The organism is Ruegeria sp. CDSB022, from assembly GCF_059611145.1.
This window is the reverse complement of record NZ_JBXWOZ010000004.1, coordinates 51162-73900: the sequence shown is the minus strand read 5'-3', so window position 1 is coordinate 73900 and position 22739 is coordinate 51162. Positions and strand designations below refer to the sequence as shown.

The window sequence follows — 22739 nt, the reverse complement described above, 5'->3', positions numbered from 1 at the left end:
AATCCTTGGCAATGCACACAAAAAAATCAGAAATGATGCGCCGATGCGCGATTCCAGTCCTCTGCATATTCATCCGGAAGCGGAGCCTTCAGCAAAGCGCCTTCTTCAAGATGCAAATAGAGTTCAGCATAAGAGCGATCTCTTTCATCTGCAGTACGCCGAAGGATGTCCGAAGGGTGAAGTTCGGAGACCTTTTCCTTGCCCATGGCGCCCAGCAACTCGCGAAAGCTCTCTAAAGTCGCGTCGTGATAGCGATGTACCCGTTGTCTTTTTTGCGGAACATTCACAGCGCGGCCTCGGACCGGATCCTGTGTGGCCACGCCGGACGGGCATCGGTTTGTGTTGCAGTGAAGCGCCTGAATGCATCCCACTGCAAACATCATTGCCCTTGCCGCATTACACATATCGGCCCCAAGCGCGCATTTCTCGATGATGTCATAGCCTGTGGCGACTTTGCCCGAGCAAATAATGCGGATCTTATCGCGCAAACCCACACCGCGTAGACAGTTATTCACGAAAATCAACGCCTCGTTCAAAGGCATGCCCAACCGGTTGGTGAATTCTACTGGGGCCGCGCCCGTGCCGCCTTCGGCACCATCAATGGTGATGAAATCAGGCAGGATGCCTGTTTCCAGCATGGCTTTGCATATCGCTAAAAACTCGGACGGACGACCAATGCACAACTTAAACCCAATAGGTTTGCCACCGGACATCTCGCGCAGATTCTGAACGAAATTCATCAATCCGGTAGGTCCGTCAAATGCGGAATGAATTGGCGGAGAAATCACGTCCTGATGCAGGGGAACTCCGCGTATCTGCGCAATCTCTTCATCCACCTTCGCCGCAGGCAACACCCCCCCGTGCGAGGGCTTGGCCCCTTGCGACAGCTTGATTTCAATCGCCTTGACGACCTCGTTCCTCGCTCTTTCGGTGAATTTGTCTTTGTCGAACCCGCCATCCGGTGCGCGGCATCCGAAATACCCAGTGCCAATCTGCCAGATGATATCGCCACCTTCGGCCAGATGGTGCGGCGACAGACCACCCTCACCCGTATTATGCGCAAAACCTCCATCCTTTGCCCCACCATTCAATGCTCGGATTGCATTGGCGCTGAGGGCACCAAAGCTCATCGCTGAAACGTTCAGGCGCGAGGCACTATAGGGTTGGGAACATTGCGGCCCGCCCAGCATCACCCGTTCTTCGCTTTCGGGCACATGTTTGGGCGCAAGCGAGTGATTGGCCCTGTGGTATCCAACGGTTTGGATGTCGTATTGGGTACCAAATGCCTGGGTATCAACCTGCCCTTTGGCACGGGAATAAACCAGGCTGCGAATGATGCGATTATAGGGACGGCCGTTTTCGTTGGTTTCAACAAAATATTGCCGTATCTCTGGGCTGACAAATTCCAGCATGTACCGGAAATGCCCCAGAACCGGATAGTTGTTCAGCACGTTATGCCTTGTGGTCAGGATATCATATAGCCCGACCACCGCGTATGGGATCAGGAAAAGCAGCAGCCAATGGGCCGGGGGCCAGAAAAACCCGGCCACGATTGTCAGTGGCAGGCACACGAGGCTCAACACGTAATAGAGTCTGCGTATAATCATTCGTGCTCTCCTACTGTGGCTGTTAGCTGAGTCACCGTGGTACAAATTCGCGATTGCACGCAAGCCTTTACGCCCGAAATCACGTAAATGGTGAAACTTGTGATCCGCCATGCGCAGTTGATCCCGGCCGCGCCAATCGGTATCCCGGATGGCAGGGCAACGCGGGCAGGATCATTGGCTGTGAAAAAATCGCAAACAGCATGGGCCACGGCTCTCATGTTCTGTGCCGTTTTCGCGGGTGGCGCGGCTGGGTCACTGGTCAGAGAAGCGTTGTCGCTCGGGATCTCGGGCCTGCCGATCCTGACCGAGACTTTTGGAATCAATATAGCCGCATGCTTTGTGCTTGGCTTGTTATACGCCATCCGACACCGGGTACATGCGCACGTCCTGCATCTGGGCGCGGTTGGGTTTTGTGGCGGTTTATCTACGTTTTCCTCATTTGTTGCGGAATTGGAACGTCTGGCAGAGGTCAGTTTCGGGCTTGCCCTAACCGCAGCGGGTTTGGAAATTGTGGCGGGTCTTTTTGCGGCGATTTTGGGTGAAACCTCCGGGCGTCGCTTTTCCCCGCGGAGGTCGTCAGAGTGAGCGATCTCTACCTGCATGCAATGTTTGGTTTAGGCGGCGGTCTGGGCGCGGTTCTGCGGCACTGGATCGCCATTCGAATTCGCCATGACCTGCCCGTGGCAACGCTGATCGTGAACGTCTTTGGCAGTCTGTTGCTTGGGCTTTGGGTCGGGTATCTGGGTGGACCGACGGGCGTCAGCCAGGAGGAACAGCGCCTGGTGTTCGGCTTTTGTGGCGGCTTCACCACTTTCTCCAGCTTTGCCTACCAGTCCCTGGAACTGCGGCGCGAACGTACAATCGCTACGGCGGCGGGCAATATCGTGCTGAGCCTCTTGCTGTGTTGGGGCGCGCTGTGGCTTGGGCTGATGGCGATGCGCTGATCCGGTGCAGCCGGACCTACATCGGATAGGTATGCATCCGCACCGCCAGATTCCCCATTATCCAGACCGTCCCAACAATGATGATCAATAGAACCATCGTGGAAAACAGGACTAGGTCCAGGTCCTCGCGGCTGCTGCGTCGACGGTCGATATGCAGGAAATACACCAGTTGAACAATCAACTGCGCAAGCCCCAACAAACCGATCGACAAATAAACGCCCTTGGTCTCGATCCCGAACGTATATGCAATGGTAAAGACCGCCAGTGTCAGCAGCAGCGATCCGCCATAGCCAATCACATATCGGCGGCGTTCACGTCGGTGCATTTCGCTGCGCCTATCCATAGGTCAGCCCTCCGAAATAGACGATCGTGATTATGCCGATCCAGATGAGGTCGAGAAAATGCCAGAACAGGGCCAGACGAACCACCCGTGACATCAGAACGTCGGTTAGACCAAACACACGCAGCTGAATACCCAGAACGATCAACCACAGGCACCCCGCAGCAACATGCAGCCCGTGCAGCGGCACTAGCCCGTAAAACGCTGACAGAAACCCGCTGCGCTGTGGAATGCCACCCTTTTCCGCCATAGCCAGAAAGTCACGTATCTCAAGTACCAGAAAGCTGAGGCCCAGAACCAGAGTTACCGCGAACCAAAGCACGATACGGGGCCGTGGCAGGTTGTATTTCAACGCCAGCATCGCAAGGCCCACTGTAAGGCTGCTGGTCAACAGGATCAGGGTTTGGGCAAAAATGCTGGTCAGGTCGAACAGCTCATGCGGACCGGGCCCACCCGCCTGCGCGTCGATCATGGTGATATAGATCGCGAACATCAGGCCGAAATAGACCAGATCGCTCATCAGAAAGACCCAGAACCCAAAGGTGACCACTTCGCTGGCCTTGTCGGCTCCCGGATGCCGTCGGCCCAAGTTTAGGCCCGGATAGCTGTGTGTCGGCGCGCGTTTCATGTAGTGGCCTCCAGATCGGGACGGGCCAGGCCGCGGTTCTCGGGCGCGTATTCATGATCGCGATTGACCGGAATCGATGCGCGCACGAGATCAAGCCAGGCTTCATGCTCTTTGCGGACCTGCTCGGCCGGAATAACCTCTTCGGTGTCGGTTCTGAAAGTCCAGGCGATGAAAGCCGCCAACATCGCGGCTGTCGTCGCAATAGCCAGCCACCAGATCCACCAGACCAGGGCAAACATCCAGATACCGCTGAGCACGCACAGACCGAACCCGATCGCCGTATTGCGTGGCATGAGGATATCTTCATAGGCATCAAGGGACGGATAGGCGTTGCCGCGCTCTTTTGCGGCGGCAAAATCATCCCGGTCGGTCACATGCGGAATGATTGCAAAGTTATACGGAGGCGGCGGTGCCGGAATTGACCATTCCAGCGTGCGCCCATCCCAAGGGTCGCCAACCGGCACGCGGGTTTTTTCCCGGTCTCGAATGCTGACCCAAAGCTGGACAATGATCGACAGAAGCGCTGCGAGAATGACCATAGACCCAAGCACGGCGACGATCATATAGGGGTGAAAGCTGGGGTCTTCCCAACTGTAAGATCGACGCGGCATCCCCATCAGGCCGACAAAATAAAGCGGCAGGAAGGTCAACATAAATCCAACGGTCCACAACGCGACAGATATCCGTCCCCAGCCTTCATTCAGGCGGAAACCAAAGGCTTTGGGGAACCAATAGTTGTATCCCGCAAGCAGGCCAAACAGGACGCCAGGCAACAGCACATTGTGAAAATGCGCGACCAGGAACAGGGTGTTATGCACCTGATAGTCGATGGTCGGATTGGCCAGGATGACGCCCGACAACCCTCCGATCACGAACAGCATCAGGAAAGACAACCCATAGAGCATCGGGACCGAGAACCGGATACGCCCGCGAAACAGCGTGGCCATCCAATCATAGACTTTCACGCCAGTCGGTATGGCGATCAGCATCGTGGCAATCCCAAACACCGCATTGATCAACGCGCTTTGGCCCATAGTGAAAAAGTGGTGCAGCCAGACCGTGAAGGACAGCACCGCAATCGACATCGTGGCAATGACCAGAGAATTATACCCGTACAGGCGCTTGGCCGAGAAGGTCGCAAACACCTCGGAATAGATACCATAGGCGGGCAGGACCAACAGATAGACCTCGGGGTGACCGAACAGCCAAAACAGGTTGGCATAGTTCATCATGTTGCCGCCTAGGTCATTGGTGAAAAAGTGGAAATCCAGGTACCGGTCTGCGGCCAGCATCAGCGCCGCAACACCCAGCGGCGGCATGGCAAAGACAATCAGGATCGAGCTGCAGATGATCGTCCAGCAATACATCGGCAACCGCATGAACTGCATCCCCGGCGCGCGCATCTTGTAGATCGTAACGGCAAAGTTGATCCCGGTCAGCGTCGTGCCGATTCCCGAAACGACGATGGCCCAAATCCAATAATCCGGCCCAACGCCGGGATTGAAGGCTGCACCGGTAAAGGGAGGGTAGGCCGTCCAGCCCCCGGTCGAGAACTCTCCGACCACCAGGGAAACCATCAGCATCATGCCCGAGGACACGGTCAGGCCTAGGCTGATCTGGTTCATCACCGGGAATGCCACGTCGCGGGCGCCGATCATCAGCGGGATCAGGAAATTGGCGGCGCCGAACACAAACGGAACGGCCACGAAGAAGATCATGATCGTGCCATGGGTACTGAAAAGCTCGGCGAAATGCTCGGCTTCCAGAAAGCCTTCGCCCGGCCCTGCAGCTTGCTGGGCGCGCATGACAACGCCTTCCAGAACCCCCCGCGCCAGCATCACGATGGCAAAGACGATATACATGATGCCGATCTTCTTGTGGTCGGCGCTGGTCAGCCAGTCACGCCACAGCGGCCCCCACAGACGAAACCATGTCAGCAGCCCCACAACGGCAATGACGCCCACAATCACGATCCCAGCGGCAGCATTTGCCACGATCTCATTTGCGTTGGGCGACTGGATCAACCCGGTGATCGGAAAAGCATCCCAGTTTAGACGGCCGAAAAAACCAGTCTCGACATCGGTCATTGTGTTTTCTCCTGACCATATTCGGCAGTGCCCGGTTGCTGATCGGCAGGCAAGGGTGTGGCCCTGTGATAGCGGTGCAGGATCGACTGAAACAGATCACCATCGGCTAGCGTGAAATACAGCGCATCAGTCGGCATCTGATCATTGCCCAACATGGCCTGCACCTCGTCCCGGTCCGTTCGCATGGCAAGCGTTCGGTATGTTTCAGCGCTCAACGGAACCCCGTTTGCCTGGACATTCTCGGCCCAGTCATTGAACTCCTGAGGCGCCATGGCAATGGCTTTGAATTTCTGCTTGGTAAAGCCGCGTCCGTTATACTGCGTATTTTCGCCCTGCATTGTTTCGGGCCTATCGGCGACAAGGTGCAATTTGGTCGTCATCCCCGGCATGGCATAGATTTGCCCGGCCAATGCCGGGATCATAAAAGACTGCATCACCGTATCTGTTGTCAGTGTGACAGCCACCTGTTGGTTGACCGGGAGCCCCATCTCACCGACGCTGGCGATGCCAAGATCGGGGTAGATGAACAGCCACTTCCAGTCGAGACCAACAACCTGCACTTTCAGCGCCGGTTCTTCTCCGAATGAGGTCTCGTAAGGGTCCAGCCGGTGGGTGGCTTTCCACAAATAGAATGAAAGGATGGCCACAATAACAACCGGGATACCCCACATGAGAAATTCCAACCGGGCGGAAAAATCCCATTCCGGTCGATAGTCTGCCTGCCCCTCCTTTCGCCTTCGATACCGTATGGCAATCAAAGGCACCAGGATCAGAACCGGAACAACTGCGACCAGTATCAGAACAGTTGCCCGTAAAAGGTGGCTTTTCTGAAGGGCGGCGACGGGTCCCTGAGGGTCCAAGAAATTGTTGCTGGCTTCGGCAACCGGCACAAAGCCAAGACCTGCGATAGCGGCAGACAAGACAACCAAGGATGCAAAAGACGGTCTGGAATATGTCACGCCTGTTCATCCTCATTTCAAAATTGATTGGGACAACTATCGGCAGAGTCCTGAATTTTCACAAGGATTTTTAGACAGCTCTGCCTGTTTCCCGAGATTTGATCTTGCCACCCGGATCACAGCGGCAGAAACGCCGTTCTGGTAGGTTGACTTAAAGCAGATCGCAGGTGAGATCATAGGACAATGCGTTGGTTAATCCTTACTCTTGGACTTTGCTACCTGTCGACAAGTGCGACAGCACAGGATCGTGCGGCGACCGAGGCTCAGTTTCAGTCATGGCTGAAACACACGGTCTGGGCGCGGGCGAAATCCGAGGGTGTTTCAAAACGCACGATGAACAGGGCCTTCAACGGCGTCACGCTGAACTGGAAACTGCCAGACCTGGTTCCTCCGGGTACGGCAACAGCGGTTCCCAAGGAACAAAAGCAGGCCGAGTTCGGATCACCCGGGCGCTATTTCAACGCTGGTTCGGTTCAGGGGGCCACTTCTGTCGGACGCAAGATGGCCCGGCGCTATAACACGACACTGAAACAGGTAGAATCCGATACCGGAGTACCAGCGCGCGTCATTCTGGCGATCTGGGGCCGCGAAAGCGGATATGGGCAGGTGGCTATCCGGCATAATGCGTTTCAGGTTCTGGGCACCAAAGGTTTCATGAGCACCCGCTCAGAATATTTCACGTCAGAGCTTATCGCCGCGCTCAAGATTGCAGAGGCTGGCCACATACCGCCGGATCAAATGAAAAGCAGTTGGGCGGGTGCGCTTGGGCAACCGCAGTTCATGCCATCGAACTACCTGACTTATGCGGCCGATGGAAATGGCGACGGGCGCGCGGATATCTGGACCTCGGCCGAGGACACAATTTCATCGATCGGAAACTACCTCGACCAACATGGCTGGGTCTCGGGTCGTGATTGGGGGTTCGAAGTAACTGTCCCGTCTTCGGTTTCCTGCACCCTTGAAGGGCCGGATCAGGGCCGTCCTATTCGCGACTGGGCCGGGTTGGGGATCACCCGTGTATCTGGCAAGCCGTTTCCAAAACAAGAAATGCAGGGACAAGGGTTTTTGATGATGCCCGCCGGGCGCAATGGCCCGGCCTTCATTGTCACCCCCAATTTTTATGTCCTGAAGGAATACAACAAAAGCGATCTCTACGCCCTGTTCGTCGGCCATGTTGGGGATAGGATAGAATATGGCGTCCAGGATTTCCGCGGCCGGTGGGACAAAGTCGGCGGTCTTTACCGATCGGATATAGCAGCCATGCAGCGCGCATTGGAACAGATGGGCCATGACGTCGGCGGCGCTGACGGCCTGCCGGGCTTTCGAACACGCCGCTCTATCGGGCGCTGGCAAGAGGCCACCAATCAGTCCGCCACATGCTTTCCTCAGGCCCATATGGTCCGGGCACTGACCCAATAGCGATTCGCGCCAATTTTTGGAAAGCCGCAAAAGCGGACCTTGCGTCAACGCTCAACCGCTTACTCAAGAGCTTCACAAAAATGTCAAGAAACCATCGCGTATCATTATAATATTTCCATTCTCCCGTGGAATTTTTTAGATTTCGGCCGCACCTGGCCATTTTGCACGCAAAGGCTTTAACCTTTTTTGAAATAGTGCCACGTTCTGCATCAGTGAAAGGCGACTTTCGCAACTACGTTTCCGACAGCAAACCGAAAGACTGCGACGCGGTGTTCATTGCGATCTGAAAAAGCAAAATTCGAACAAGTCCCGGTCTATCTGAGTCGGACAATCATGGTGGTCAGCGACCATCCTGAACGGATGTGCGTACCTTGCCACCACACAAATGGGAGTAGAAAGATATGAACAAATACATTCGGACATCTCTGGCGGGGCTACTGACCTCGACCATGATCACCGGCGCTGCATTTGCCGCCGGCACCCATCCCGAAACCGGCGAGGCGCTGGCGGATGATCAAACCTTCACCTATCGCGTTCTGGATGAGCACAGTTCGGTTGACCCGCAGGTTGTTGAAGACGTTACCGGTGCGGAAATTGTCCGCGACCTGTTCGAAGGCCTGATGAACCAGGACGAAGACGGCAATTTGGTGCCCGGCGTCGCAACCGGCTATACCACAAACGATACCAAGGACGTTTACACATTTACACTGCGTGATAACGCCAAATGGTCCAATGGTGATCCGGTCACGGCAGGCGATTTCGTTTTTGCATGGAAACGTGCCGTCGATCCCGCTCTGTCCTCGCCCTATGCGTGGTTCATGGAGCTGATGTCGATCGAAAATGCGGCCGAAATCATTGCTGGTGAGAAGCCCGTGGACGAACTGGGCGTAACCGCCATCGACGACCACACACTTGAGGTTAAGCTGAGCGCAGCACTGCCTTATTTCGCGCAAATGACCACCCATTCCACCACCTTCCCTGCCCCGCAGAAGGTGATCGAAGAGTTCGGCGACGCCTGGACTAAGCCGGAAAACATCGTCTCGAACGGCGCCTATGTTCTGACCGAACACCTGCCACAGGAACGCTCGGTCCGTGAGCGCAACGAGATGTATTGGGATAACGACAATACGATTGTCGAAAAAGTCGTGGCCCTTGTCATCAACGACGAAAACGTAGCCCTGACCCGTTACCTCGCAGGCGAGCTGGACCGCACTGAAGTACCTGCTGGTCAGTTCCCGCGCCTACAGAAAGAGCACCCCGAAGAGGCCATCAGCTTCCCGCGCCTGTGCAACTATTACTATACATTCAACCTGTCTGACAGCGGACCGGAAGAATTCAAGAACCCAAATGTACGTCAAGCCCTGTCTCTTGCAGTTGACCGCGACATTATCACCAAGAACGTCAAAGCCGGTGGAGAGCCGCCCGCATATACGTTCGCACCCGAAGCAACCGCTGGGTTCACCGTCCCTGAAGTCGAAATGGCTTCGATGACGCAAGCCGAGCGTGACGAGCTGGCCAAGGAGCTGCTGGCCGAGGCCGGATTTGGCCCCGACAACCCGCTGAGCTTTGACATGGTCTACAACACATCAGAGGCCCATAAGAAAGTCGCAGTGGCACTGAGCCAGATGTGGAAACAGAAACTGGGCGTACAGGTCGAGTTGGCCAACATGGAATGGAAAGTGTTCCTGGAAGAGCGCGGCAACCAGAACTTCGATCTGGCCCGTGGCGCCTGGTGTGGCGACTATAACGAAGCCTCGACCTTCCTGGACCTGTTGCAGTCGGATTCCGGCTATAACGACGGCAAGTACAACAACTCCAAGGTTGACGAATTGCTGACCCAAGCCAAGACAGCAGATGACGCAGCACCACTGTATACCGAGGTTGAGCGGATCATTGCACAAGAGACTCCGGTTATCCCGATCTATCACTATGCTGGCGTCTACATGATGGACAGCGATGTCGGCAACTGGCCGGTCAAGAACGTAGAGCAGAACTGGTACTCCAAGAACCTCTACAAGATCGCCGAATAACCTTCCTTAGACCACGCTTTGCCCCGAGGATCACCCCGGGGCAAAGCCAATAATGGGGGCATGAAATGCTTGCCTATATCATCCGGCGATTGCTGATCGCCGTTCCAACGATCCTGTTGCTGATCGTTGCCTGTTTTTTTCTGATGCACTACGCGCCCGGCGGGCCGTTTACCTCGGAACGGCCATTGCCGCCGCAGGTGCTGGCCAATATCGAGGCGCGCTATGGTCTGGACCAGCCGCTGTGGAAACAGCTTTGGGACTATCTGTACAACATTGTCGTGCATTTCGATTTCGGCCCGTCCTTCAAGTTCAAGGACCGAGACGTCAATGATATCATTTCGCAAGGCTTCCCGATCTCGCTCACTTACGGGTCATTGTCATTCCTGCTGGCGAGTGTCGTAGGTATTGGCCTTGGGATCGCCGCGGCCATCCGACACAACAGCTGGATCGACTATTTTGCCGTAGGTCTGGGGATCGCTGCGCAGGCGCTGCCGAACTTCATCATGGGCCCGATCCTGATCCTGACCTTCACTTTGTGGCTGGGATGGTTGCCGGGTGGTGGCTGGAACGGCGGTCAGTGGCAATATCTGATCATGCCGGTCATCGCATTGGCCACGTCCTATATGGGGTCGATCGCGCGGATTACCCGTTCGTCGATGCTGGAAGTTCTGAACTCAAACTTCATCCGCACGGCCCGGGCCAAGGGTTTGCCTACCAGGACCGTAATCTGGCGCCATGCGTTGAAGCCCACGCTGCTGCCGGTGGTGTCCTATCTGGGCCCGGTCTTTGTCTATGTTCTGACCGGATCGGTTTTTGTCGACATCTATTTCTCGACCGGTGGTCTGGGGCAGGCCTATGTCGGCTCGGCCCTGTCGCGCGATTATGCAGTGCTGCTGGGGGTCACCATCCTGTACGGCACGCTGACTGTCATCGTGAACCTGCTGACCGACCTGGCTTATGCCTGGTTCGATCCGAAAATCCGGTACTGAGGGGCACAAAATGCTAGGAAAATCACAAAAAGCCGCCCATCTGGCCGAGGATATCACCGATTTCACGGCCGTTCAGGGGCGTTCCCTCTGGCAGGATGCGCGGATGCGGTTTGTCCGCAACAAAGCCGCAATGGCGAGCGTATTCATCTTGCTGATGATCGTTCTGTTCACAATCTTCGGCCCATATTTCGCCGTTTGGAGCAATGAGGAAATCGACTGGAACGTGATGGGTGACATCCGTGGCATGGGAATGCCGTCGATCGAGACCGGGCACTTCTTTGGCGTCGACGATCTGGGGCGCGACCTTTACAGCCGGGTCATTCAGGCCACAACAACATCGTTGTTGGTGGGGCTCGTCGGGGCGGCCACCGCGTTGATTGTTGGCACCTGCTATGGCATCGCCGCCGGGTATATTGGCGGGCGCCTTGACGGCGCGATGATGCGGTTCGTCGATATCCTTCTGGCCATTCCGACAACTCTGATCATCATTCTGTTGCTTGTAGTGGCCGGTCGGTCGTTCTTTACCCTGTTCATCGCATTGGGCGCGGTTGGTTGGCTGACCATGTCACGGATCGTCAGAGGGCAGACTCTGGCCCTGAAAAACCGCGAATTCATCGAGGCAGCGCGTGCCGCCGGTGTCAGCGAATTCACCATCATGTATCGCCATATCCTGCCCAACCTGCTGGGCGTGGTAATCGTCTATGCTTCGCTTCTGGTGCCCGAGATGATCCTGACCGAAAGCTTTATCTCGTTCCTCGGACTTGGCATCTCGGAGCCCTATACCTCGCTAGGCCGTCTGATCGCTGAAGGGGCGGGCACAATGGGGTACGGAACCCTCTGGCAGCTGATGTTCCCTCTGACATTCTATGTCGCCATTATCATCACGATGTTCTTCATCGGCGATGGGCTACGTGACGCTCTGGACCCAAAGGATCGCTGATATGAGCCTGTTCTCTGTTAAGGACCTAAGCGTCCAGTTCGACACCCCCGATGGTGTGGTCGAGGCCGTCAAAGGCATCAGCTTTGACATTAATCCGGGCGAATGCCTTGGTATTGTGGGCGAAAGCGGGTCCGGTAAAAGCCAGACTTTCATGGCCGCAATGGGGCTGTTGCCTTCAGCGGGTCGTGCAATCGGTTCGGCCACGCTGAACGGCAAGGAAATCCTGAATCTGCCGATCAACAAGCTGAACCAGATCCGTGGCGATGACGTCGGCATGATCTTTCAGGATCCGCTGACCGCCCTGACCCCGCATCTGCGGGTCGGGCAGCAAATGCGTGAGGTTCTGCAGGTTCACGAAGGGTTGCAGGGTTCGGCCGCTCGGGCGCGCTGTCTGGAGTGGTTGGACCGGGTCCGCATCCCAGAGGCAAACCGTCGTCTGGATCAATACCCGCACGAATTGTCGGGGGGCATGCGCCAACGTGTCATGATCGCCATGTCGATGTTGTGCAGCCCAAAGCTGCTGATCGCCGATGAACCGACCACGGCGCTGGATGTGACGGTCCAGGCCGACATCCTGGACTTGATGGTGCACCTGCAAAAAGACGAAGGCACTGCCATTGCGCTGATCACGCATGACATGGGCGTGGTGGCACGGATGTGTGACCGCATTCAGGTCATGCGTCTGGGTCAGTTTGTTGAGGCCGGGGACACACGCGAGATCTTCCGCGCGCCGCAGCATGAATACACCCGCACCCTGCTTGAAGCGATGCCGCGCATTGATGCCGGTGACGCGCCAAAAGCGCTGGAAGAAACCGACGCACCTTTGCTTAGGGTCGATGACGTGAAAGTGCATTTCCCGATCCACGTGTCGGGCGGGTTGTTTGGGCGCAAGGTACCGCTGAAAGCTGTGGACGGCGTCAGCTTTGACATCCGTAAGGGCGAGACGCTGGGCGTTGTGGGTGAATCCGGCTGTGGCAAATCCACACTGGCGCGGGCGGTTCTGCAGCTGATCGAACCCAGCGGTGGCAATGTCAGCTGGTTGGGCCATCCGATAGTCGGGCTAAAGCGGGCCGAGCTGAACAAGTACCGCAAGGACCTGCAGATTGTGTTCCAGGATCCGCTGGCCAGCCTCGATCCGCGAATGACCATCTCGGCCTCTATCGCCGAACCGCTGAAAACCTATCGCCCGGATCTGACAGAGCGTGAGCGCAAGAAAATGGTCGGCGAAATGATGGAGCGGGTTGGCCTGCAGGCCAACATGATCAACCGCTATCCGCACGAGCTGTCCGGTGGGCAGAACCAGCGGGTCGGGATCGCGCGGGCGATGATCAACAAGCCCAAGCTGATCATTTGTGACGAGGCGGTCTCGGCTCTGGACGTGTCGATCCAGGCCCAGATCGTAGAGCTTTTGAAAGAGCTGCAGCAGGAATTCGGGCTGTCTATGATTTTCATCAGCCACGACCTGTCCGTGGTACGGACAGTGTCAAACCGGATCATGGTACTGTATCTGGGGCGCATCGTCGAATTGGGAGATGGAGAGGTGATCTGTTCGCAGCCTCTACACCCCTATACCAAATCGCTGATCTCGGCCGTCCCGATCCCCGATCCGGATGTGGAACGGCAACGCCAGCGCCTCAAATTGCCGGGCGAGCTGCCTTCGCCGATGGACCCGAAAGCGGCGCTCAGGTTTTTGCCCAGCCGGCTATCGGCCGGTCAGAACGATTATGTTCCACAGCTCAACGAGGTCGCACCGAACCATTTCGTGGCCGAGCATGATCCACTTGAGACAATCCTGGCGAACACATAAATCTCCTGTCCCCGAGGCCGCTTGAACAGCCTCGGGGACAGGTTCGGCTTTGCACGACTTCATGACGATTCTTGGCGTATTCTTGCCAATGAATGGACGAAGGGCCGGATTGTACAACAAAACACCGGTAAATGACGGGTTTCAAAGGCATCAAACGGCGGTTCGTTTTGACTTCCCCTACCCCCGGTGGCACCTTCCTGTCAGATATTAGACTGCGGCCGCGATGTCATTGATTGTTCTGACTGCGCAGCCTAATAGGAAACCCCGGCCTGCCCTACGCGGTCGGGCAAGAATTGAATTTGAGAGGTAACATGGTACGCAAGGTCACCAAGGCGATTTTCCCCGTTGCGGGATTGGGCACGCGTTTTCTCCCAGCGACAAAATCCGTCCCCAAAGAGATCATGACACTGGTTGACCGTCCTTTGGTTCAATACGCAATCGACGAAGCCCGCGCCGCAGGTATTACCGAATTCATCTTTGTAACTTCGCGTGGCAAATCTGCGCTGGAAGATTACTTTGATCACAACCTCGTTCTGGAACAAGAGCTCAAGGCCAAGGGCAAGGATGACCTGCTTGAGGCGCTGAATGCAACGAATATGGAAAGCGGCGCCATCGCCTATATCCGCCAGCACAAGGCGCTTGGTCTGGGCCACGCAGTCTGGTGTGCCCGCCGTCTGATCGGCGACGAGCCATTTGCCGTAATGTTGCCTGATGACGTCATTGCTGCTGATAAACCCTGTCTGCAACAGATGGTCGAAGCCTATGAGGAAACCGGCGGCAATATGGTCGCAACGATGGAAGTGCCAAACGAAAAAACCAGTTCCTATGGCGTTCTGGATGTAGGCGAAAACGTCGGCTCCGTGGTACGCGCCAGAGGAATGGTTGAAAAGCCCAAGCCGGAAGAAGCCCCCTCGAACCTGGCCGTTATCGGTCGGTATATTCTGGGGCCGTCAGTGCTGTACAATCTCAACCAAAAGAAAACGGGCAGTGGCGGTGAGATTCAGCTGACCGATGCTATCGCAGAAGACATCTGTAACGGTGTGCCCGTGTTTGGCTATAAATTCGACGGCCAGCGATTTGATTGCGGCTCGAAAGCCGGGTTCCTCCAGGCAACTGTTGCCTTTGCGCTGGCCCGTAGCGATCTGCGTGATGACCTGAGCCAATATCTGAACGAGATAGTCGCCGCCGGGAAGGCCGCTCAATAGCGCCCGCAACCTTCAGCATGTCGTTTCTAAAGTGACAAAGTCCAAGAACCTTCGAGGCAAGCCGCAATGACCACCATCCATCCCATCATACTCTGCGGAGGGTCCGGCACCCGACTGTGGCCCCTGTCGCGCAAAAGTTACCCCAAGCAGTTCGTCCCTCTGATCGGTGATTCAAGCCTGCTTCAGGATTGTGCTGAACGAATGCAGGGACCCAAGGACGCGCCTTATGCCAAGCCGCTGATCCTTACCAATGATGCATTCCGTTTTGTGGTTCCGGAACAACTGGGCGCGATTGGCATAGATCCGGGTCCCATTTTGATCGAACCCGAAGGGCGCAACACAGCACCAGCGGTTCTGGCCGCCGCGTTATATCTGGCCGCCAGCAACCCGGATGCGATCATGCTTGTCGCCCCATCGGACCATGTCATCCCGGACAAAGCTGCGTTTCATCAGGCAGTTACCGAAGGCGCGCGCGCGATTTCGGATCGTGGGGATCTCGTCACTTTCGGGATCACTCCGGACCGGCCGGAAACCGGCTATGGATATCTCAAGCTCAGCCATGCCCCAGATACGGGCAACACCGCCATTGCGTTGGACCGTTTTGTCGAAAAGCCTGATCTGCGGAATGCCCAAGCCATGATCGCCGATGGCAGCTATCTTTGGAATTCGGGGATATTTCTTTTCGCGGTCAAAGACATAATCGCTGCATTCAAAGAACATGCGTCCGCACTGCTGGACCCGGTCGGCAAGGCCGTCCGTGAGGCAAAGGCCGACCTCGGGTTTCTGCGCCTCGATCCCCGAGCCTGGGGCACGGTCGAGGATATCTCGATCGACTACGCGGTCATGGAGAAAGCCCGCAATCTGAGCGTTGTTCCTTACGCCTCTGGCTGGTCGGATGTCGGCAGCTGGTCGGCAGTTCAAGAGCTGAGCAATCCAGACGCCGATGGCGTTGCCACCACGGGCCAGGTTACCACCATTGACTGCCGGAACGTATTGGTGCGTTCAGAAACCCCCACGCAAGAAGTTGTTGCGATGGGTCTGGAAAACATGATTGCGGTCGCCATGCCTGATGCGGTTTTGGTGGCCAGCATGGACAAGGCTCAGGACGTCAAACAGGCGGTTGCGGCCCTGAAGGCCAAAGGCGCCAAACAAGCGGAATCGCTGCCGGTCGATCATCGCCCTTGGGGCTGGTTCGAAAGCCTGGTCATCGGGGATCGGTTCCAGGTCAAACGCATACACGTTCACCCCGGCGCCTCACTAAGCCTGCAATCCCATCACCACCGGTCTGAACACTGGATCGTTGTTCAGGGCACGGCAAAAGTAACGATCGACGAAGATGTGCGCCTGATCTCTGAAAACCAGTCTGTCTACATCCCGCTCGGCGCCGTTCATCGGATGGAGAATCCGGGCAAGGTGCCGATGGTTCTGATCGAGGTCCAGACCGGGTCTTATCTGGGTGAGGACGACATCATCCGGTACGAGGATGTGTACGCCCGCAGCTAACCTTTAGCGGCGATTGGTAAACTTAAGGGCAGCTTCGGCTGTCCTTTTTCGTTGAATCCAGACCTTTGGCTACGCCCCATGGAATCCTCCAAACGTTAGCAAATGATTATTCGAACGTTCGGTCAGATCAGACCGGATTCATCCTGGGCACGGCAATGTAGCGCGCAATGCAATAGTCGGACCGACAGCTACAGGAGGACGCCGCCCGTGTCACAAAACTCACCCAGATTGGATTTACCTTTCCTGCAACCTTCGCAGGCCCAGAAACACGTCACCCATAACGAGGCGCTGCGTGCTCTGGACCTGATTGTCCAGCTGAGCGTAGCGTCGACAAACGCCTCGGTCCCGCCTGCGGTGCCGGAACAGGGCGAGATTCACGCGCTTGGCGCCAACCCTACCGGGGATTGGGCCGCGCAGCCGGGCGCCCTTGCGGCCTGGTTGGATGACGCCTGGCATTTTGTGACCCCGGGAATCGGCTGGCGGACCTGGGATGAACAGGCCAACCGGTTGAAGATCTGGGACGGCGCAGACTGGTCCGAACCTCAGGTCGCGACCCAGAACCTGGACGGGTTGGGCATCGCAACCGGGTATGACGGCACCAATCGGCTATCGGTCCGGTCGCCTGCGACGTTGCTCAGCCATGACGGGGCGGGGCACCAGTTGAAGATCAACAAGGCAGCGGCCGGGGATACCGCCTCGCTTTTGTTCCAGTCAAACTGGGTCGGTCATGCGGAGATGGGATTGTCCGGCAACACCGGTTTTTCCATCAAAGTCTCGGCTGATGGCGGATCCTGGACCGAGGCGCTGAGCTTTGACCCAGCCACCGGAACAGCCTCAGGCTCTGCCATTCAAAACGATGCCGAAGACATCACCGCAGGTCGCCTGATGCGGGCCGACTATGGCTACTGCCCCGGAAACCTGCTGGGCTCTGTGTCAGAAACCGCCGGGGTGCCAACCGGCGCGGTCGTCGAACGCGGATCAACCGCCAATGGCGAATACGTCCGGTTTGCGGATGGTACACAAATCTGCACGGGCGTTCTGACGGCCACCGATTGCGTGAACGCCGAAGGATCGCTGTATTCCAGCGCCGAGACCGCCTGGAGCTTTCCCGCAGCCTTTGCGTCCGGAACCTCACCCTCGGTCGGTGGCAGTGGCGGCGCGACAAGCCGGTTTATAGGTTTGGGCGCGGCCACTGAAACACAAGTGCCCTTTAAGGTTCTATCGGCATCCTCGGACACAAGCAGCCTGTCCCCAACGGTAATCGCAACCGGTCGCTGGTTCTGAGCTTTAGACCGTCCGGAGCTATGCCCAGGCGGTCATTTGGCGCGCAAATCGGTGTCTGCCTGCTCCAGAAACCACGCATAGGTCTCGCGGATACCATCTTCGAGTCCAACGCGTGCGCGCCACCCCATATCTGCCAGTCGGGACACATCCATCAACTTGCGCAGTGTCCCGTCAGGCTTGCTGACATCCTGAGTGATCTTACCCGTGAATCCGGTTGTTCCGGCCACTAGGGCCGCCAGCTCAGCGATTGAGATATCTTCGCCGCATCCCACATTGATATGGCTCAGCATCGGCTGGGTATTCGCGTCGTAGATATCGCGCGGTAAGTCGAGCACAAACAAGGACGCCTCGGCCATATCATCGACATGCAAAAACTCGCGCCGCGGTTTTCCTGTGCCCCAGATCACCACTTCTTCCAGCCCGTCGCGTTGTGCCTCGTGGAATCTGCGGATCAGGGCCGGCAGGACATGGCTGTTTTCGGGGTGAAAATTGTCTCCGGGTCCGTAAAGATTGGTCGGCATAACCGACCGGTAATCGACACCATGTTGGCGATTATAGCTTTCGCACAGCTTGATCCCGGCGATCTTCGCAACCGCATAGGGTTCGTTGGTGGGTTCCAGCACGCCGGTCAGCAAAGCGTCTTCACGCATGGGCTGAGGGACAGACCGTGGGTAAATGCACGAACTACCCAACTGCAGCAAATGCTTTACCCCCGCTGCAAAAGCCTGATGGATCACGTTGCATTCAATCATCAGGTTTTCGTAAATGAAATCTGCGGGGTACGTGTTATTTGCGTGAATCCCACCGACCTTGGCCGCGGCTAGGATCACCATATCCGGACGCTCAGTCTGCATAAAATCACGCACGGCGGATTGGTCGGTTAGATCCAGTTCGGAATGCCTGCGCGTGATCAACTCCAGCTCTTCGCCTTCGTCCTTGCGGTTTTGCAAACGGCGCAGGATTGCGCCGCCAACCATACCACGATGCCCGGCAACATAGATCTTACGCATGAGGGCCTCCTCAGCCGTTTTCCAGGCTCATTGGCAGCTCAAACCCGTGCTCTTTCAAAAGCGCGTGACGTTTGGCCGTCTTCAGGTCTTCGGTCACCATCTCAGCGCACATTTCCTGCACGGTCAGTTCTGGTACCCAACCCAGTTTGTTCTTGGCGTTTGAGGGATCGCCCAGAAGGGTTTCGACCTCGGCCGGGCGAAAATATTGTGGGTCTATCCGCATTACGACGTCACCGGGTTTCAATCCCGGGGCTTTGTCCCCCTCGATCGAAACGACAGTCGCGGTTTCGTCAACGCCTGACCCGGTGAATTCCAGTGAAACGCCAAGCTCGGCTGCCGACCATTCAATGAACTGTCGTACCGAATACTGAACCCCGGTCGCAATCACGAAATCCTCAGGATTGTCCTGCTGCAGCATCAGCCATTGCATCCGCACATAGTCCTTCGCGTGGCCCCAATCCCGCAGACTGTCGATATTGCCCATGTACAGGCAACTTTCCAGTCCTTGCGCAATATTTGCCAAACCGCGTGTGATCTTGCGGGTAACAAAAGTTTCGCCCCGGCGCGGGCTTTCGTGGTTAAACAGGATCCCGTTACAGGCATACATGCCATAGGCCTCACGGTAATTAACCGTGATCCAGTAAGAATAGAGTTTGGCAACCGCATAAGGTGACCTTGGGTGGAACGGGGTGGTTTCGCGTTGCGGAGTTTCTTGCACCAGACCGTAGAGTTCCGAGGTCGAGGCCTGATAGAAGCGTGTCTTTTTCTCGAGCCCGAGAAAACGTATCGCTTCCAGCAAACGCAAAGTACCAATGGCATCCACATCCGCAGTGTATTCCGGGGATTCAAAACTGACGGCCACATGGGACTGTGCGCCAAGGTTATAGACCTCGTCCGGCTGCACTTCGCGAATGATTCGCGTCAGGTTAGACGTATCGCTCAGATCACCATAGTGCAGGTGCAGTTTGGGATTGGGAACGTGTGGGTCTTGATAGATGTGGTCGATGCGTTGCGTGTTGAATGAGGACGCGCGGCGCTTAATGCCGTGAACTTCATAACCTTTTTCCAACAAAAACTCGGCCAGATACGATCCGTCTTGTCCGGTAATCCCGGTGATTAATGCCGTTTTTGTCATAGTTCCGCCCTACGAAAACAAATGTGTATGATTGCCGACCCAAAAACAGCAAGAATCCCCGGAATGCAACCCAAGCACGCTGACAGGCATTGAAACCGGCGGAACTTTCTTCGAATGTGTGCGCGCCAAAGGCGGTATTTGTTAAGAAGGGTATTTTAGTATGCGTATTGCGATGATCGGAACCGGCTATGTAGGTTTGGTGTCCGGGGTATGTTTTTCCGATTTCGGCCATGATGTCATTTGCGTCGACAAGGCCGAACAGAAAATTGAGATGCTGCAGGCTGGCGAAGTCCCGATATATGAGCCCGGGCTTGACGTCCTGATGGCCAAAAACGTAGCCGCTGGTCGGCTCAGCTTTTCCACGGACCTGGCCGCAGCAGTGGATGGTGCGGATGCTGTTTTTATTGCCGTGGGCACGCCCACACGTCGCGGGGACGGTCACGCCGATCTGACTTATGTGATGGCCGCCGCAGAAGAAATTGCGCATGCGATTACGGGCTACACTGTGGTGGTAACCAAATCGACCGTTCCAGTTGGCACCAATCGCAAGGTGCATCAGGTCATTTCTGCCGCCAACCCGAAGGCCGAATTCGACGTCGCCTCGAACCCTGAATTCCTGCGCGAAGGGGCCGCCATTGATGATTTCATGCGCCCGGATCGTGTGGTTGTCGGCGTTGAATCAGACCGCGCCGCCGATGTAATGGCGGAAATATACCGCCCGCTTTACCTGCGGGACTTCCCGATCCTGACCACTGATCTGGAAAGCGCAGAGATGATCAAATACGCCGCTAACGCGTTTCTTGCGACCAAGATCACCTTTATAAATGAGATCGCAGGCCTGTGCGAACGTGTTGGCGGCGACGTGAAAGAGGTCGCCCGAGGCATCGGTCTGGATGGGCGCATTGGCAATAAATTCCTACATGCAGGTCCGGGATATGGCGGATCGTGCTTTCCAAAAGACACCGCCGCTCTGGCCCGGATCGGTCAGGAACATGCCCACCCGATGCAGATCACCGAAACCGTCATCCGGGTGAATGACGAGGTCAAGAAACGGATGATCCAGAAAATCCGAGATGTCTGCGACGACAGTTTCAATGGAAAAACGATCGCTGTTCTGGGCGTGACCTTCAAACCCAATACCGACGATATGCGTGATGCGCCCTCGTTAACTATCGTGCCTGCACTGATCGGTGGTGGGGCAACGGTGCGGGTTGTCGACCCTCAGGGGCGTTCCGAAGGTGAGGCCCTGCTGCCCGGCGTCGAATGGTGCGAAGACCCCTATGCTGCTGCTGCTGATGCGGATGTCGTTGTGCTGTTGACCGAATGGAACGAGTTCCGTGCGCTCAATCTGAGCGAACTAGCTGGCACGATGAAATCCCCCCGAATGGTCGATCTGCGCAATATCTATTCCGAACCCGCCGTCAAGAAATCCGGCTTCGATAGTTACGTCGGTATTGGGCGCTGATCTTCGGATCAAGTTTGGATGGCCGATTCAAAACAACCGGCCATCCGTCATTCATTTTGTCAAAACGCCGCCAGATCCCTGAGGAACAGCGCGATACCTGGGAAGTAGATCAGCATAGCCGTCATCAGCGCCAGGATCGCGAAGAACGGCAAAGTGCCCCGGATCACCTCAAGATAAGGTCTGTTGAAAATCGCGATTGCGGTGAAGATATCGCAGCCAAACGGCGGTGTTGCTGATCCGATGGCCATCTGCAGCGTCACCATAACCCCGACAAGAACCGGATCAATCCCCGAGGCATCCACGATCGGAACGAAGATTGGCGTAAGGATGACAAGCACGACCAGCGAGTCGACGAACATACATCCCACGAAGAAGCACAGCGCTATGATGAACAGGATGTATTCCTGCGACGCGCCTTCCAGGTTCAGCGGCTCTAACAGGCCCTGTGGAATCTGTTCGAAGGAAATATACCAGGAAAACGCCTGACCGATCCCGACAAGGATGAACACAACCGCCGTAATCAATCCTGTGCTGAGAGCGGAATCCAAAACGTCGTTGAGTTTCAGTTCCCTATAAATCACGCATTCGACGATCAGCGCATAAAGCACCGAAAACGAGGCTGCTTCGGTCGGGGTCACTGCGCCGGTGTAGATACCGCCGACGATCAGGACCGGGAAACCAAGCGGCAGTATGGCCTTGCGAAACGCTGCGCGCCGCTCGGCACCTGATTTCTTTGGCACCCGCGCGATCAGATCGCCCTGCAGGACGCTGTAGAAATAGCAATAGACCGAAAACATCAGCGCCAGAACAACGCCCGGACCAATTCCTGCAATGAACAGCTCGCCCACGCTGGTATTGGCCAGCGTGCCGTACAGGATCATCCCGATGCTTGGAGGGATAAGGAAGGCGATGTCGCTGGCATTGATGATCAACGCCATGACAAAACTGTCCTTGTAACCGGCCTTCAGCAGCTTTGGCCGCATGATCTGACCAATCGAAACCACGGTCGCCTGAGTCGAACCCGAAACCGAGCCGAACAATGTGCAACTGATGCAGGCCGTGATCGGCAATCCGGCCCGGCGGTGACCGACAAAGGCTTCGATCAGCCCCAGCAGATTGTTGGCCGTATGACCTCTCGCCATGATATCGGCGGCGAATATGAACATCGGCACAGCGATCAGCGCGTTTGGCGAAATGCCAGTGACCATCTGCTGGATGATGACGCCAGTATCGCTTTGCGAGAAATGAACAAGGCCAATCAGCGTGGCAACCGCTAACGGAACAACCATCGGGTAGCTGAGGAACAGCAGAACCACCATCGCCACGACCAGAGCAAAGGTGATGACATAGATATCCAGCTCACCAGCTATGACATCGCCAAGGAAAT

The 22739-nt window shown here is 56.3% G+C and carries 19 protein-coding genes; 11 read left to right on the top strand and 8 right to left on the bottom strand.

Annotated elements, in window-relative coordinates:
- Window positions 1–26 precede the first annotated feature (26 nt).
- The gene (locus AC2FIZ_RS10005) at window positions 27–1607 is read right to left on the bottom strand and encodes an FMN-binding glutamate synthase family protein (RefSeq protein ID WP_142639816.1); all 1581 of its coding nucleotides are present in this window, start codon (window positions 1605–1607) and stop codon (window positions 27–29) included.
- Window positions 1608–1694: 87 nt separating this feature from the next.
- Between AC2FIZ_RS10005 and AC2FIZ_RS10000 the strand changes: the two genes are divergently transcribed.
- Window positions 1695–2192: a fluoride efflux transporter FluC gene (locus AC2FIZ_RS10000; RefSeq protein WP_281995129.1), complete on the top strand. Its 498-nt coding sequence runs from the start codon at window positions 1695–1697 to the stop codon at window positions 2190–2192.
- A complete protein-coding gene (locus AC2FIZ_RS09995) occupies window positions 2189–2551 on the top strand; it encodes a fluoride efflux transporter FluC (RefSeq protein ID WP_281972876.1) in 363 nt (120 codons plus the stop codon). Before AC2FIZ_RS10000 ends, AC2FIZ_RS09995 begins: the two co-directional genes overlap by 4 nt.
- A gap of 16 nt (window positions 2552–2567) precedes the next feature.
- Here AC2FIZ_RS09995 and AC2FIZ_RS09990 read toward each other — a convergent pair whose 3' ends face one another.
- The 4 genes from AC2FIZ_RS09990 to AC2FIZ_RS09975 are packed head-to-tail and all read right to left on the bottom strand — an operon-like array spanning window position 2568 to window position 6565.
- Window positions 2568–2876, bottom strand: a complete 309-nt coding sequence (locus AC2FIZ_RS09990) for a cytochrome o ubiquinol oxidase subunit IV (RefSeq protein ID WP_496676890.1) — start codon at window positions 2874–2876, stop codon at window positions 2568–2570.
- A gap of 10 nt (window positions 2877–2886) precedes the next feature.
- Window positions 2887–3519, bottom strand: coding sequence for a cytochrome c oxidase subunit 3 (locus AC2FIZ_RS09985; RefSeq protein WP_142639822.1), 633 nt, complete (start codon window positions 3517–3519; stop codon window positions 2887–2889).
- Complete coding sequence (locus tag AC2FIZ_RS09980) at window positions 3516–5606, bottom strand: cbb3-type cytochrome c oxidase subunit I (RefSeq protein WP_496702679.1); 2091 nt, start codon at window positions 5604–5606, stop codon at window positions 3516–3518. The genes AC2FIZ_RS09985 and AC2FIZ_RS09980 overlap by 4 nt, the downstream gene beginning before the upstream one ends.
- Window positions 5603–6565 (bottom strand): cytochrome ubiquinol oxidase subunit II family protein, encoded by a 963-nt coding sequence (locus AC2FIZ_RS09975; protein ID WP_496790974.1) that lies wholly within the window; start codon window positions 6563–6565, stop codon window positions 5603–5605. The genes AC2FIZ_RS09980 and AC2FIZ_RS09975 overlap by 4 nt, the downstream gene beginning before the upstream one ends.
- A 183-nt stretch (window positions 6566–6748) precedes the next feature.
- Between AC2FIZ_RS09975 and AC2FIZ_RS09970 the strand changes: the two genes are divergently transcribed.
- The 8 genes from AC2FIZ_RS09970 to AC2FIZ_RS09935 all read left to right on the top strand — a co-directional run bounded on the left by AC2FIZ_RS09970 (window position 6749) and on the right by AC2FIZ_RS09935 (window position 17742).
- A complete protein-coding gene (locus tag AC2FIZ_RS09970; protein ID WP_281972873.1) occupies window positions 6749–7984 on the top strand; it encodes a lytic murein transglycosylase in 1236 nt (411 codons plus the stop codon).
- Between the two features lie 401 nt (window positions 7985–8385).
- On the top strand, window positions 8386–10014 hold the full coding sequence (locus AC2FIZ_RS09965) for a peptide ABC transporter substrate-binding protein (RefSeq protein ID WP_142639830.1): 1629 nt from the start codon (window positions 8386–8388) through the stop codon (window positions 10012–10014).
- 65 nt (window positions 10015–10079) lie between these two features.
- Entirely contained in the window at window positions 10080–11003 is a 924-nt protein-coding gene (gene oppB / locus AC2FIZ_RS09960; RefSeq protein WP_142639832.1) for an oligopeptide ABC transporter permease OppB, read from the top strand.
- Window positions 11004–11013: 10 nt separating this feature from the next.
- Complete coding sequence (locus AC2FIZ_RS09955) at window positions 11014–11943, top strand: ABC transporter permease subunit (protein ID WP_142639834.1); 930 nt, start codon at window positions 11014–11016, stop codon at window positions 11941–11943.
- 1 nt (window position 11944) lies between these two features.
- Window positions 11945–13750 (top strand): ABC transporter ATP-binding protein, encoded by a 1806-nt coding sequence (locus AC2FIZ_RS09950; protein ID WP_281995134.1) that lies wholly within the window; start codon window positions 11945–11947, stop codon window positions 13748–13750.
- Between the two features lie 311 nt (window positions 13751–14061).
- Window positions 14062–14955: a UTP--glucose-1-phosphate uridylyltransferase GalU gene (galU, locus tag AC2FIZ_RS09945; RefSeq protein WP_281995135.1), complete on the top strand. Its 894-nt coding sequence runs from the start codon at window positions 14062–14064 to the stop codon at window positions 14953–14955.
- Window positions 14956–15021: 66 nt separating this feature from the next.
- The gene (locus AC2FIZ_RS09940; protein WP_281972869.1) at window positions 15022–16458 is read left to right on the top strand and encodes a mannose-1-phosphate guanylyltransferase/mannose-6-phosphate isomerase; all 1437 of its coding nucleotides are present in this window, start codon (window positions 15022–15024) and stop codon (window positions 16456–16458) included.
- Window positions 16459–16665: 207 nt separating this feature from the next.
- Window positions 16666–17742, top strand: coding sequence for a DUF2793 domain-containing protein (locus AC2FIZ_RS09935; protein WP_281995136.1), 1077 nt, complete (start codon window positions 16666–16668; stop codon window positions 17740–17742).
- Between the two features lie 32 nt (window positions 17743–17774).
- Here AC2FIZ_RS09935 and fcl read toward each other — a convergent pair whose 3' ends face one another.
- The gene (fcl, locus tag AC2FIZ_RS09930; protein ID WP_281995137.1) at window positions 17775–18752 is read right to left on the bottom strand and encodes a GDP-L-fucose synthase; all 978 of its coding nucleotides are present in this window, start codon (window positions 18750–18752) and stop codon (window positions 17775–17777) included.
- 10 nt (window positions 18753–18762) lie between these two features.
- On the bottom strand, window positions 18763–19887 hold the full coding sequence (gene gmd, locus AC2FIZ_RS09925; protein ID WP_142639846.1) for a GDP-mannose 4,6-dehydratase: 1125 nt from the start codon (window positions 19885–19887) through the stop codon (window positions 18763–18765).
- Window positions 19888–20047: 160 nt separating this feature from the next.
- Here gmd and AC2FIZ_RS09920 point away from each other — a divergent pair, with 160 nt between their 5' ends.
- The gene (locus AC2FIZ_RS09920; RefSeq protein WP_142639848.1) at window positions 20048–21352 is read left to right on the top strand and encodes a UDP-glucose dehydrogenase family protein; all 1305 of its coding nucleotides are present in this window, start codon (window positions 20048–20050) and stop codon (window positions 21350–21352) included.
- A 59-nt stretch (window positions 21353–21411) separates the two neighbouring features.
- On the opposite strand, the gene AC2FIZ_RS09915 is transcribed toward AC2FIZ_RS09920, so the two are convergent.
- On the bottom strand, window positions 21412–22695 hold the full coding sequence (locus AC2FIZ_RS09915) for a TRAP transporter large permease (RefSeq protein ID WP_416383921.1): 1284 nt from the start codon (window positions 22693–22695) through the stop codon (window positions 21412–21414).
- Between the last annotated feature and the right edge of the window lie 44 nt (window positions 22696–22739).